This window comes from Streptomyces sp. NPDC008086, assembly GCF_042957325.1.
In the GTDB taxonomy this organism is placed as follows: domain Bacteria; phylum Actinomycetota; class Actinomycetes; order Streptomycetales; family Streptomycetaceae; genus Streptomyces.
In genome coordinates this window covers 852962-865712 of sequence record NZ_JBIBIA010000001.1, presented here as the reverse complement: position 1 = coordinate 865712, position 12751 = coordinate 852962, and the positions used below count along the sequence as shown (strand labels likewise).

The 12751-nt window shown below is 73.5% G+C and carries 10 protein-coding genes; 7 read left to right on the top strand and 3 right to left on the bottom strand.

The annotated features are described in order from the left end of the window. Window positions 1-34 precede the first annotated feature (34 nt). The 6 genes from ACFZBP_RS03735 to ACFZBP_RS03710 all read left to right on the top strand — a co-directional run bounded on the left by ACFZBP_RS03735 (window position 35) and on the right by ACFZBP_RS03710 (window position 8006). Entirely contained in the window at window positions 35-1048 is a 1014-nt protein-coding gene (locus ACFZBP_RS03735) for an NAD(P)-dependent oxidoreductase (RefSeq protein WP_391409626.1), read from the top strand. A gap of 605 nt (window positions 1049-1653) precedes the next feature. Then, a complete protein-coding gene (locus tag ACFZBP_RS03730; protein WP_383446473.1) occupies window positions 1654-3009 on the top strand; it encodes a radical SAM protein in 1356 nt (451 codons plus the stop codon). A 189-nt stretch (window positions 3010-3198) separates the two neighbouring features. After that, a complete protein-coding gene (locus tag ACFZBP_RS03725; protein ID WP_391409625.1) occupies window positions 3199-4689 on the top strand; it encodes a cellulose binding domain-containing protein in 1491 nt (496 codons plus the stop codon). A gap of 255 nt (window positions 4690-4944) precedes the next feature. After that, the gene (gene rsgA / locus ACFZBP_RS03720; protein ID WP_391409624.1) at window positions 4945-6036 is read left to right on the top strand and encodes a ribosome small subunit-dependent GTPase A; all 1092 of its coding nucleotides are present in this window, start codon (window positions 4945-4947) and stop codon (window positions 6034-6036) included. Between the two features lie 63 nt (window positions 6037-6099). Next, a complete protein-coding gene (locus ACFZBP_RS03715) occupies window positions 6100-7491 on the top strand; it encodes an AlkA N-terminal domain-containing protein (RefSeq protein ID WP_391410346.1) in 1392 nt (463 codons plus the stop codon). Between the two features lie 2 nt (window positions 7492-7493). Next, a complete protein-coding gene (locus tag ACFZBP_RS03710; RefSeq protein WP_391409623.1) occupies window positions 7494-8006 on the top strand; it encodes a methylated-DNA--[protein]-cysteine S-methyltransferase in 513 nt (170 codons plus the stop codon). 193 nt (window positions 8007-8199) lie between these two features. Here ACFZBP_RS03710 and ACFZBP_RS03705 read toward each other — a convergent pair whose 3' ends face one another. Then, window positions 8200-8682 carry a DUF456 family protein gene (locus ACFZBP_RS03705; protein ID WP_391409622.1) on the bottom strand — a complete coding sequence of 161 codons (483 nt, stop codon included), beginning with the start codon at window positions 8680-8682 and terminating at the stop codon, window positions 8200-8202. 87 nt (window positions 8683-8769) lie between these two features. Continuing rightward, window positions 8770-9759 (bottom strand): helix-turn-helix domain-containing protein, encoded by a 990-nt coding sequence (locus tag ACFZBP_RS03700; protein ID WP_383446490.1) that lies wholly within the window; start codon window positions 9757-9759, stop codon window positions 8770-8772. A gap of 271 nt (window positions 9760-10030) precedes the next feature. Here ACFZBP_RS03700 and ACFZBP_RS03695 point away from each other — a divergent pair, with 271 nt between their 5' ends. Then, the gene (locus ACFZBP_RS03695; RefSeq protein ID WP_391409621.1) at window positions 10031-11311 is read left to right on the top strand and encodes a protein phosphatase 2C domain-containing protein; all 1281 of its coding nucleotides are present in this window, start codon (window positions 10031-10033) and stop codon (window positions 11309-11311) included. A gap of 9 nt (window positions 11312-11320) precedes the next feature. Here the strand turns inward: ACFZBP_RS03695 and ACFZBP_RS03690 are convergent, their stop codons facing one another. Beyond that, on the bottom strand, window positions 11321-12640 hold the full coding sequence (locus ACFZBP_RS03690) for a helix-turn-helix domain-containing protein (RefSeq protein ID WP_391409620.1): 1320 nt from the start codon (window positions 12638-12640) through the stop codon (window positions 11321-11323). Between the last annotated feature and the right edge of the window lie 111 nt (window positions 12641-12751).

The window sequence follows — 12751 nt, the reverse complement described above, 5'->3', positions numbered from 1 at the left end:
CTCACCCCTTCTCGCCGAGCCGGAGGACACGTCCTTGACCCAGCGGCCGTACGCCATGTTCGCCATGTCCGCCGAGAACGTGCCGCAGGTCTTCCCGCCGGAGGTGCTTCAGCGGCTGCGGCGGTCGGTGGACGTCGACCCGGCCCTGGTGGCCGAGGACTTCACGGACCCGGACCCGCGTCTGACGGACGCGCTCGCCCGCACCGAGATCCTCGTCACCGGCTGGGGCTGTCCCCGCCTCGACAAGGCCGCCCTCGACGCCATGCCCGGGCTGCGGGCGGTGCTGCACTCGGCCGGGTCGGTCAAAGGTCTCGCCACGCCCGAGCTGTGGCGGCGGGGGATCGCGGTGAGCTCGGCCGCGGCGGCCAACGCGGTGCCGGTCGCCGAGTACACCCTCGCGATGATCCTTCTCGCCGGGAAGGACCTCTTCGCCGCCCGCGACCGGTTGCGCGCCGAGCGCGCCTTCCCGGGATGGGGGCTCGTCCCCGGTATCGGCAACCACGGGCGCCGGGTCGGGGTGATCGGGGCCTCGCGGATCGGTCGCCGTGTGATCGAGCTGCTGCACCCCTTCGACCTGCGCGTGAGCCTCACCGACCCGTACGTCGACGAGGCCGGTGCCGCCGGGCTGGGCGTGCCGCTTCTGGCCTTGGACGACCTGTTGCGTACCTCGCACGTGGTGACGATCCACGCCCCCGAGACCCCGGAGACCCGCCACCTCATCGGTCCGCGCGAGCTGGCCCTGATGCCCGACGGCGCGGTCCTGATCAACACCGCGCGCGGCGGTCTGCTCGACCACGACGCGCTGATCGCCGAACTCCGCACCGGCCGCCTCTCGGCGATCCTCGACGTCACCGAACCCGAGCCCCTCCCCGCCGACTCCCCCCTCTACGACCTGCCGAACGCCGTCCTCACCCCCCACCTCGCAGGCTCCCAGGGCAACGAGGCCTCCCGCCTGGGTCTCGCCGTCACCCAGGAGGCGGAACGGCTCGGCGGCGGCCAGCCGTTGGCCCACGGGATCGTCCCCTCCGAACTGGAACGCATGGCGTAAAAGCATGACCTTCCCTCGCCCCCGCCGCCCCTACCCGTCCCATCCCTGGGGGCTCCGCCCCCAGACCCGCACCGGTCGGCCCTCCGGGCCTCGTCCTCAAACGCCGGACGGGCTGAAGATGCCTGGGCCGGCGTAGCCCCTGCGGGTGGGTGGGGGTTCGGGATGGTGGTGGCTCGTCCTCTAGCGCCGGACCGGGCTGGAAGGGCCTGCGCGGGCGTAGCCCCCTGTGGGTGGGGGTTCGGGATGGCGAGGTCTCGTCCTCGAGCGCCGGACGGGCTGGAAGATCCAGACTTGGTCGGCAAAATTCAGCCCCGGCCCGGCAAATTCAGCCCCTCCGGCGTTTGAGGAGCGGGGTCTGGGGCGGAGCCCCAGAAAGGGGCGCGGGGCTGTGTCGATATGCGGCTCCGCCGCGTGGGCGCGACCAGCCCCCGCCCACCCGCACCCGAAGGGCGACCGGCCGGGGTCGAAGGGGCGGAGCCCCTGGGATGGGTCGGGTAGGGGCGGCGGGGGCGAGGAACACCCGGTTCAGGGGACCCGGCGCCGCACACCTCCGGCCAGGGGCATACCGTGAGGAGTCGTACGCCTGAGCCGGGAGGAGATTACGGATGGGCAGCCGCACCGCACTGGTCGAGGATCTGATGGAGCGATTCCCGCACGTTCCGCGGGAAGCCGTCTTCAAGGAGGACCTGCTCCGGGGCGGCGTGGCCTTCGACCCGTCCGCCCTCAGCGACAACGAGGGCGGCGAGGTCAAGCCGAAGTCGTACTTCATCTTCTCCTTCGACCACGGCACCCTCCCTGAACTGGGCGAGGCCGCGCTGCGACGCCCCCCGGAGGAGATCATCCTCACCGGCGGCCCGTACGACCTGCGCCGCACCGTCGTCTCCGTACGCGTGAACCCGTCGTCCCCGTACCGGGTCGCGGCGGACGACCACGGCATGCTCGGGCTCTACCTCGACGGCAAGCGCATCGCCGACGTCGGCGTGCCCCCGATGCCGGAGTACTACCGTCACAAGCTCGCCAACGGGAAGTCCGTCATGGAGGTCGCCCCCACCATCCAGTGGGGTTACCTGATCTACCTGACCGTCTTCCGGGTCTGCCAGTACTTCGGCGCCAAGGAGGAGTGCCAGTACTGCGACATCAACCACAACTGGCGCCAGCACAAGGCGGCCGGGCGACCGTACACGGGCGTCAAGGACGTCGAGGAGGTCCTGGAGGCGCTCGAGATCATCGACCGGTACGACACCGCCAAGGCGTCCACCGCCTACACCCTCACCGGCGGCGCGATCACCAAGACCGTCTCCGGCCGGGACGAGGCCGACTTCTACGGGCACTACGCCAAGGCCATCGAGGAGCGCTTCCCCGGGCGGTGGATCGGCAAGGTGGTCGCGCAGGCGCTGCCGCGCGACGACGTGCAGCGGTTCAAGGACTACGGCGTCCAGATCTACCACCCGAACTACGAGGTGTGGGACGAGTACCTCTTCAAGATGTACTGCCCGGGCAAGGAGCGCTACGTCGGCCGCGACGAGTGGCACAAGCGGATCCTGGACTCGGCGGAGATCTTCGGCGCGCGCAACGTGATCCCCAACTTCGTGGCGGGCGTCGAGATGGCCGAGCCCTTCGGGTTCAAGACGGTCGACGAGGCCATCGCGTCCACCACCGAGGGCCTTCGCTTCTTCATGTCCCAGGGCATCACGCCCCGGTTCACCACCTGGTGCCCCGAGCCCACGACCCCGCTCGGCAAGGCCAACCCCCAGGGCGCGCCGCTGGAGTACCACATCCGGCTGCTCCAGGCCTACCGCCAGACCATGGACGACTTCGGCCTCTCCTCGCCCCCCGGCTACGGCCCGCCCGGCCCCGGCCGCGCGGTGTTCTCCGTCAGTTCCTTCATGGACAGCCTGCCGGCACGGGAGTCCGCGACGGCGGAGGATTCCACTGCGGCGGAGAATTCCACCGCGGTGTAGGTGAGACAGACGGGGCCCGCGTCCGTACAAGTGGCTGGAGTTGTCCGGGCGCGCGGCCTGTCATGACATCTGAACACGACGCTTGTCAGTTGTGTCGGAAACGTGAAAGGCTCATGTCCTGCCGCGAGGTTCCCCCCAACTCCACTGCCAATATGGCGAGTTGACCTCGCATGTGGATGCAGGAGACTCATGCCCGACCTGCCGACCCCCCAGGACGCCACCGAGGCAGCGCTGTTCTCCGAGTGCTGGGACGCCGTGCTGTCGTACTCCGACCTGTGCACGGCCGGCTCCGCCGCGGCCAACCAGCTGGCCACGGAGGCGTTCTCGACCGGCATACGCGAGGCCCGCGACTCCGACGCCGGCACCATACGCGGCGCGGGCCGCCGGCCGCCCCGCCTGCCCCGCATCCCCCTGCTGCTGACCGCCGTACGCACCACGGCGGCCGCCTGGGAGGAGAGCGGACAGGGCCACAAGCTCGACCCCGACCTCCGCCTGTGGCTCAACTCCGAGAAGGCCGCCCGCTACACCGGCCCCCCGCTCCAGCGCCCGCTCGCGCTGCGCGGACTGCGCGACATGCAGGAGCCGGACGCCGCCCTGCTGTGGCTGGCCGAGGTCGAGGCACTGCCGCTGCACGGGGTGGCCCGCCGGCTCGGCCTCGACCCGGCCACCGTGTCCGACGAACTCACCCAGGTCCGCGGCCTGTTCCGGGACCGCTGCCAGCGCAACCACCTCGACACCCCGATGGACGCCCGCTGCCGCAGCTACGCCCGCCTCCTCGACGCCGTCACCCGCTCGGCCGGCGCCGACGCCCCCGGCGACCTCTCCCGCCACCTCGCCACCTGCGTCCAGTGCGCCGAGGCCGCGGCCTGTCTGCGGCTGAACGGCTCCGGGCTGCCTGCGGCCCTCGCGGGCGGGGTGCTCGGCTGGGGCGGTCTCGCCTACCTGGAGCGCCGTCGCAGGGCCGCCGAGGTGCGCCTCGGCGCCGGCCGCCCCGACCCGGTCGACGCCGGCCCGCCGAACCCCGGCGCGCACAGGGCGCGCGTCGTACGCAACGGCCTCCTCGTCGCCGCCGTCCTCGTCTCCGTGCTCGCCCTCGCGGTGTCGATCATGCCTGCCGGCTCCACCGGCGACGGCGGCACGGCGGCCGGTGACCCCTCCGACCGCCAGCCCGTCGCCGACCCCGGCTTCACCCTGCCGGTCACCGCCGCCACCCGGCCCGCCGAGGACTCCCCGGGCCCGTCGGACAGCGCCACCGACGCCGAGGACTCGCCCGACCCGAAGAAGCCGGACCCCGGACCGCAGGGCACCACGTCGTCCACGCCCGCCACCTCCGGCCCGGACGACGACCCGGACCCCTCCGCGAGCGAACCCGTGACGTGCAGCGTCGACTACGACCTGGTCAACGAATGGCCCGACGGCTTCCAGGCCACCATCACCGTCACCACCGAACGCGCCCTCGACGACTGGCGCGTCGCCTGGTCCTTCCGCGACGGCCAGCAGGTCGGCCAGATGTGGGACGCGAGCTTCGCCCAGAACGGCGACCGGGTCACCGCCACCGCCGCGGACTACAACAGGACGGTCACCGCAGGCGGCGAGCTCGCCTTCGGGTTCCTCGCCTCCCGGGACGGCAAGAACTCCCCGGCGTACGACTTCACGCTGAACGGGCACGACTGCGGCTGAGCACGACCGCGCGTAAAAACGTTTGACGGGCCTTCCCCGGGCCGGGCTAGAGTGACGGAAGATCAGGGCGGTGGCCGGTGGCCGCCGCCGACGAGCGGACGTGAGTGAGGAGGTGTCGACCGATGGCTGTCTTTGCGACGAGCGCTGCCCGCATCCGGTTCATCAAGTCCACCTCCGTGGCCCTCGGCTGACCACACCTCATCTCTCCGCGCCCTGTGCGCGGCTGCCGGGGCCACCCTTGTGAAGGGTCACCCGTTGACTTCCACCTCTGTTTTCTCCGCGTTGGCTCCCTACGGCTGGGACTCCGCCTGGGCCGACGCGTTCACCCCGTACGACACCGAAGGGCTGCTGCCCGGGCGGGTCGTACGGGTCGACCGCGGGCAGTGCGACGTCGTCACCGCCGACGGTGTCCTGCGGGCCGACACGGCGTTCGTCACCCCGCACGACCCGATGCGGGTCGTGTGCACGGGCGACTGGGTCGCCGTCGAACCGGCCGGGAACCCGCGGTACATCCGCGCGTATCTGCCGCGCCGCACCGCCTTCGTACGCTCCACCTCCTCCAAGCGGTCCGAGGGGCAGATCCTCGCCGCCAACGTCGACCACGCCGTCGTCGCCGTGTCGCTGGCCGTCGAACTCGACCTCGGTCGTATCGAACGGTTCCTGGCCCTGGCCTGGGAGTCCGGCGCGCAGCCCGTCGTCGTGCTCACCAAGGCCGACCTCGTGCCGGACGCGGTGACGCTCTCGCACCTCGTGCAGGACGTGGAGACCACGGCCCCGGGCGTGCCGGTGCTGACCGTCAGCGCGCTGGACGGCGACGGGCTCGACGTCCTCGTCGCGGTCGTCTCCGGGGGTACGTCCGTGCTGCTCGGGCAGTCCGGGGCGGGCAAGTCGACGCTGGCGAACGCGCTGCTCGGCGAGGACGTGATGGAGGTCCAGGCCGCGCGCGACGTCGACGGCAAGGGCCGCCACACGACCACCACGCGCAATCTGCTCGCCCTGCCGGGCGGCGGCGTCCTGATCGACACCCCGGGGCTGCGCGGCGTCGGCCTCTGGGACGCCGAGGTCGGCGTCGGCCAGGTGTTCTCGGAGATCGAGGCGCTGGCCGAGCGGTGCCGCTTCCACAACTGCGCCCACGACAGCGAGCCGGGGTGCGCGGTGCGCTCCGCGATCGACGCCGGTGAGCTGCCCGAACGGCGGATGGAGAGCTACCGGAAGCTGATGCGGGAGAACCAGCGGATCGTGGCCAAGACCGACGCCCGGCTGCGGGCCGAGATCAAGCGGGACTGGAAGCGCAAGGGCGCCGAGGGGAGGACGGCGATGCAGGCGAAGCGCGGCCACTGGGAGTAGCCGAGCGCCGTGTCCGATTTCCGCCAGCCGAACCTCTCGCGGTGGCGGACACTGGACACCGTGATGGACGAAGACACCAGGTACGAGGCCGTACGGAGCCGTGACGCCCGTTTCGACGGCGAGTTCTTCTTCGCCGTCGAGACGACCGGCATCTACTGCCGCCCCAGCTGCCCGGCGGTCACGCCGAAGCGGTCGAACGTGCGGTTCTTCGCGACGGCCGCCGCCGCGCAGGGCTCGGGTTTCCGGGCCTGCCGGCGGTGCCGTCCGGACGCCGTGCCCGGGTCCGCCGAGTGGAACGTACGGGCGGACGCGGTCGGGCGGGCCATGCGGCTGATCGGCGACGGCGTCGTCGACCGGGAAGGCGTCGCCGGGCTCGCCGGGCGGCTCGGATACAGCCCCCGGCAGGTGCAGCGGCAGCTGACCGCCGAGCTCGGCGCCGGCCCGGTGGCCCTCGCCCGGGCCCAGCGGGCGCACACCGCGCGGGTACTGCTCCAGACCACCGAGCTGCCGATCACGGAGATCGCGTTCGCGGCCGGTTTCGCCTCCGTGAGGCAGTTCAACGACACGATCCGGGCCGTCTACTCCTCGACCCCGAGCGAGCTGCGCGCCGCCGCCGGCCGCCCCTCCCGGCGTACGGCCACCCCGTCGGCCGGCATCCCCCTGCGGCTCGCCCACCGGGGCCCCTACCAGGCCGGCGCCGTCTTCGACCTGCTGGCCCGCGAGGCCGTCCCCGGCGTCGAGGACGTCTGCGGCCCACCCGGCCGCCGCGTCCACCGCCGTACCCTCCGGCTGCCCCACGGCACCGCCATCGTCGCGGTGCGGGAACGGCCGGGCGGCGCGGGACGCCACGCGCGCGCCGCTCACCCGGGCGGCTGGCTCGACGCCCGTCTGCATCTCACCGACCCCCGTGACCTGACCACCGCCGTCCACCGGCTGCGGCGGCTGTTCGACCTGGACGCCGACCCGTACGCCGTCGACGAGCGGCTCGCCGCCGACCCCCGGCTCGCCCCGCTGGTCGCCGCCCGGCCGGGGCTGCGCTCACCCGGGGCGGCCGACGCCGAGGAACTGGCCGTACGGACGCTCGTGGGGCCCGAGCGGGCCGAGGCGCTGGTCCGGCGGTACGGGAAGGCGCTCGACGCGCCCTGCGGCAGCCTCACCCATCTGTTCCCCGAGGCGGCCGTCCTCGCCGAGGCCGAGCCGCACGGCCCGCTGGGCGCGCTCACCGCGGCCCTCGCCGACGGCGCCGTACGGCTGGACCCCGGCGCCGACCGGGACGAGGCGGAGCGGGCGCTGCTCGCGCTGCCCGGTGTCGACGCCCGTACCGTCGCCGTCATCCGGGCCCGCGCCCTCGGCGACCCGGACGTCGCGCCGCCCGGCGTCGACGCCCCCGACAGCTGGCGCCCCTGGCGCTCCTACGCATCGCAACACCTGCGCACAGCAGGGGAGTTGGAGTAACCATGACTGTCCCGACCACGCCCTGGACCGAGGTCGACAGCCCCGTCGGCCCCCTCCTGCTCACCGCCGACCCCGGCACCGGCGCCCTGACCTCCCTCTCCGTGCCGGGTCAGAAGGGCGGCCGCACCGTCCAGGAGGGCTGGCGGCACGACCCCGCGCCCTTCCGGGCTGCCGAGGAACAGCTCGCCGCCTACTTCGCCGGTGAACTCAAGCAGTTCCAGCTGGAGTTGAGTACCGGTGGCAGTGAGTTCCGGGAGCGGGTCTGGGCCGCCCTCGACACCGTTCCCTACGGGGCGACCACGACGTACGGCGAGATCGCCGCGCGGATCGGCGCCTCCCGTGCCGCCGTACGGGCCGTCGGCGGCGCGATCGGCGCCAACCCGCTGCTGATCGTCCGCCCCTGCCACCGCGTGATCGGCGCCGACGGCTCCATGACCGGGTACGCGGGCGGCCTCGAACGCAAGGTGCGGCTGCTCACCCTGGAGGGCCGGCTGCCGGGACCGTCCCTCTTCTAAAGCGTGTTGCACAACGGCGATCACGACGGGATCCGGCCACTCGGGGCAAGGTCAACTGACCAGTTGTGGGTTGATTTCCACCGTCCTGACAGCGTCTTCGAAGACTCCTTTGGAAGATCGTTTCGCGTTGTGCAACACCCTTTAGTCCGTCTCCCGGCCCGCTTCCCGGTCCGCGGGCAGCCCCCGGAGATCATCAGCCCCAGATCACCGCACCCACCCACGCCCCCGCGATCAGCTGGCAGGTGAACAGCTCCGCCAGCACGCTCGACCCGCCCGACCGCATCACCGTCCGCAGCGCGGCCCTCGCGTCGCCGTGGCGGCCCAGCCGGAGCCGCTCCGCGAGGTAGATGCCGGCCATGAAGCCGGGGATCGAGCCGAGCACGGGGACCAGGGCGAAGCCCAGGAACGAGCCCGCTCCGGCGTACACCACGACGCGTCGGCCCGCCCAGCTCGGGCGCAGTCGGCGCGGCGGCAGCGCCCAGCGCACCACCTGGGAGAGGAACAGCGCGACGGTGGACCCGACCAGCACCCACCAGGCGACCGGCTGGGGGTCCTGCACGGCCCACCACATGACCGCGGCCCACACCAGCCACGACCCCGGCACGCCGGGCACCAGCACTCCGCAGAGGCCGAGCAGGAGGACCAGGCCGACCAGCACGAGGTCCCACACTCCCATCTGACCAGAGTGCCGGAGCGCGCGAGGATGCGCAGATCAGCGTCGTCGCCGCAGGTACGACGCCCGCTCACCCCGCCGCCGCACCGGTCACCCCTGCCGTCCCCGAGCCACCCAGCCCCGCTCGTACGCGTGCCACCCCAGCTGCAACCGGGTCGTCACCCCGGTCAGCTCCATCAGCCGCTTCACCCGGCGCTGCACGGTGCGCAGCCCCAGGTCCAGCTGCTTGGCCACGCTCGCGTCGGTCAGGCCGGCCAGCAGCAGGGAGAGCACCTCCAGGTCGGTGTCGTCGGGCCCGTCCGGCTGCTCCTCGGCGACGCCGGACGTGCCGAGGCGTATCGGGAGCGCCTCCCGCCACACCGACTCGAACAGCCCGGAGAGCAGTTCCAGCAGCCCGCTCGCGTGGACGACGAGCGCGGCCGGTTCCGCGGTGTGCGAGGTGAGCGGCACCAGGGCGATCGTACGGTCGGCGATCACCAGCTTGGTCGGGACCTGGTCCACGACCCGGACCTGCTCCTCGCGGCCGAGCGCGGCGGACAGCTCGGTGACGCCGTCCGGCTGGTCGAGGACCGAGCGCTCCAGGACCGCCCGGTAGCGCACCCCGCGGTCGGCGGCCCGCTCCTCGGCGGCGTTCTCCATGCCGGTGACGGCGACCGGACTGCCGGTGACCAGCGCGCAGACCTCCTCGCTCGCCCCGAGCCGGAGCTGGAGGAAGCGCTGCGAGACCGCGGCCGCGCCGATCACCACCTCGACGAGATCGTGCACGGCGGGCTGGGCGATCCCCGCCCGGTACTCCTCGGCGAGCATCGCGGCCGCCAGCTCCGCCTTCTCCAGCTCGTGCCGCTGCTGGGTGAGCAGCGCGCCCAGCGCCACGCCGGGCGGGGCGGCGACCCAGCGGCCGGGACGGGCCGAGGACTGCGCCGCGAGGCCGTGCCGCTCCAGCCGGCGCAGGGCGCGCTCCGTGTCGTGCTCGCCGAGCGTCAGCCGCCGCGCGAGATCGGGCACGTCGGCGGCCCCCACGGACACCAGGGCCCGGTACGCCGACTCATGCGTCTCGTCGAGACCAATCACTCCCAGCATCGGGCCGCGCCCCTCCCAGAGAACACCGGTGCTCGGTCCGTGGCGGGAGACGGCCCGCACGACCGGCCTGGGCACATCATCGCCGTACCACCTGTCACTCTGCCAAGGTGCCGCCCCCGCAGCATCAACGGCCGCCCGCTTTGCCCTTCCCCCCGTGGTCTCGCAAGGGTGTTCAACAGCTCACCCGACCACGCCACTTGAGGCCGTTCGGCGGGTCGGATTTTCCCGATGCCCCGTTTTCATCCGGCCCGTGCGGTGGACAATTGGGGGCATGAGCCAGCAGGGGGGAAGGCCCACCGGTCACGAGGACGACTGGTGGGGTCAGCTGTACGGTGACTTCACCGAGGACACGGGCCCCACGGCGGCGCCCGACTCACTGGACGACCGGTTCGCCTCGGCGGCGGGCGCGGTGAACCAGCCTGCGGCGGCCGGGGTCCCCGGCACGAAGGCCCCGGAGACGGGCGCGGCCGTTCCGTCGCCGCGAGCCGACCCGGACCCCGTACCGGGCCGGTCGACGTTCCCGCCCGGGCTGCCGAAACCGCCGGGATTCACCGTGGAGCCACCGCCCGAACCCGTGCCGCCCCCGCGCCCCCTCGACTACGTGGGCCACGGCCCGCCCACCTACGCCGCCGAACCCACCGCCCTGCCGCCCGCGGACCCCGACGACCTCGACGACCTGGTCGCCGACACCGTCCTCGACGGCGCCCGCTACGGCGTCTGCACCCTGCGCGCCGTGTCGCTGCGCGGCGACTCCGCCCGCTACCGGGGCGAACCCCGACGCGACTCCCTCCTCACCGCCCGCTTCGGCACCGGCGACCACGCCCTGATCCTGGTCGCGATGGCCACCGGCGCCCGGGCCACCCCGGGCGCCCACCGCGCCGCGGCCGAGGCCTGCCACTGGATCGGCCGGGCCGTGGGCCGCAGCCAACCGAAGCTCGCGGAGGACATCAGGGCCGCCCGGCGCGGCGACCTGAAGTCGGGCCTGCACCGCCTCACCGACCGCAGTCTCGGCAAACTCCGCGCCAGCGCCGCCGAACAGGGCATCGAACCCGAGGAGTACGCGGCGACCCTGCGCTGCCTCCTGCTGCCCGCCGACCCCGAGTGCCGCACCCGCGTGTTCTTCGGCGTCGGCCCGGGCGGGCTGTTCCGGCTGCGCGACGGCGAATGGCAGGACATCGAGCCCCGCGTCACCGACGTCACCGGCGACCCGGTCGTCGGCTTCGGCTCGTTGCCCGCCGAGACCCCCGAGGGCGACCGCCTCACCATGGACCTCGGCATCACCACACCCCCGAGCCCCTACGACCCCGCCCCCGAGCCGCCCCGCGAGCCCTTCCGCTTCCGTGCCTCCGTGGCCCGCCCCGGCGACGCCCTGCTGATGTGCACCGGCGGCCTCGCCGACCCCCTGCGCGGCGAACCCGAACTCGCCGCCCACCTGACGGGGCGCTGGTCAGCGGCCGAGCCGCCCGGGCTCGCCGAGTTCCTCGCCGACACCCAGGTCCGGGTCAAGGGGTACGCGGACGACCGTACGGCCGCCGCCGTGTGGGAGGCGTGACCGGCTCCCTCAGCTGCTGTACGGCACCCACTGGCGCGCCGAGGTGTCGTACTCGTAGCGCGGCAGCCCTTCGATGCCCGTCGTGCGGAACGGACGGCCGTGGTCGTCGACGCGGACCGTGCCGGTGCGGCCCTGCGAGGACCAGTCCAGTTCGAGGTACCAGCTGCAGGCGCAGTTCTTCGTCCGCGCGTCGATCAGCAGCACCTCGGGGTCCTCGGCGGACACCCGGTACGGAAGCCGCATCGCCGGGATGGTGACCCCCGAGTCGTTGCCGTCGGCGGGGAGGGCGACGGGCCGGTCCTTGTCGAGGTCTACATCGAAGTAGCGGGGCGTCAGCGCCCCGCCGCAGCCGTTGTCCATCGCGTACGAGCTGCCCCCGCCGGGCGCCGCGCGGCCGACCACGCGCACCCGCAGTGCCTCCAGGACGACGGCCGTGGACGTCCGGCCCTGTACGGAGATCTTCACCAGGGTCTGCCGCCCGTGCACGGCGTCGTGCGAGCCCGCCCAGGTCTCGGCGTCCTGCGCGGCGGGCGGCGGGGCCACCTGCTGCGGGGACCTGCCGATGACGTAGTCGTGGCCGCAACCCGCCTGCCAGACATGGGAGTCGGCGCTCCAGGCCAGGGGCACCCCGGCCGGGGGCCGCCGCTGCCCGGGATCCTTCGAGGGCTCCTCGGCGGTCCCGGTGGGCTTCGCCGAGGGCGTCTTCGACCCGCCGGCCTCGGGGGAGGGCGTCGTGGCGGACGGACTCGGGGACTTGGACGACTTCGGGCGCGGCGTGCCCGGCGATGTCGTACGGGGCGGATCGGCGGCCTCGACGGAGCCGCTCGCACCGGGACGGCGGTCGTCCGGGAGAGCGGAGAGACTGCCGAGCGTGGCGAGGAGGGCGGTCGCCACGGCCGCGGAGACCAGGAGGCGCCGGCGGCGGTACCAGGGGCGGCGGGGCGGGTCGTGGGGTGCCGGTTCCTTTGCCGGTTCCTCGACCGGGGTGCCGGGCCGAGCGTCGGCCGGGTCCGCGGCCGGGGCGTCCGCCGGCGCGGTCGAGGGCGCGGGCGGAGGCACCGTACGCGACCGCTGCCGTGCCGCCACCGCCAGGATCCACAGCCGGTGCAGCTCCAGCCGCTCCTCCGCAGTCGCCCCGCACAGGGCGGCGAACCGTTCCACCGGCGCGAAGTCGAGGGGGACCGCGTCGCCGGCGCAGTAGCGGTGCAGCGTCGAGGTGTTCATGTTCAGGCGGCGGGCCAGCTGACCGTAGCTGCGGTCGGTGCGGTCCTTCAGCCGCCTGAGTGCCGCCGCGAACTCCTGGACGTCGTCGTCCTGTGCTTCGTACACCGTTCCCCCGGGTCCTCACCGTCCCGGGACGGCATCCCAGGCACTCCATATACCTGCACGTCAGATGGGCTGGGATGGTTCCACCGTCGCGGATCGGGCGACGGAGCTTGC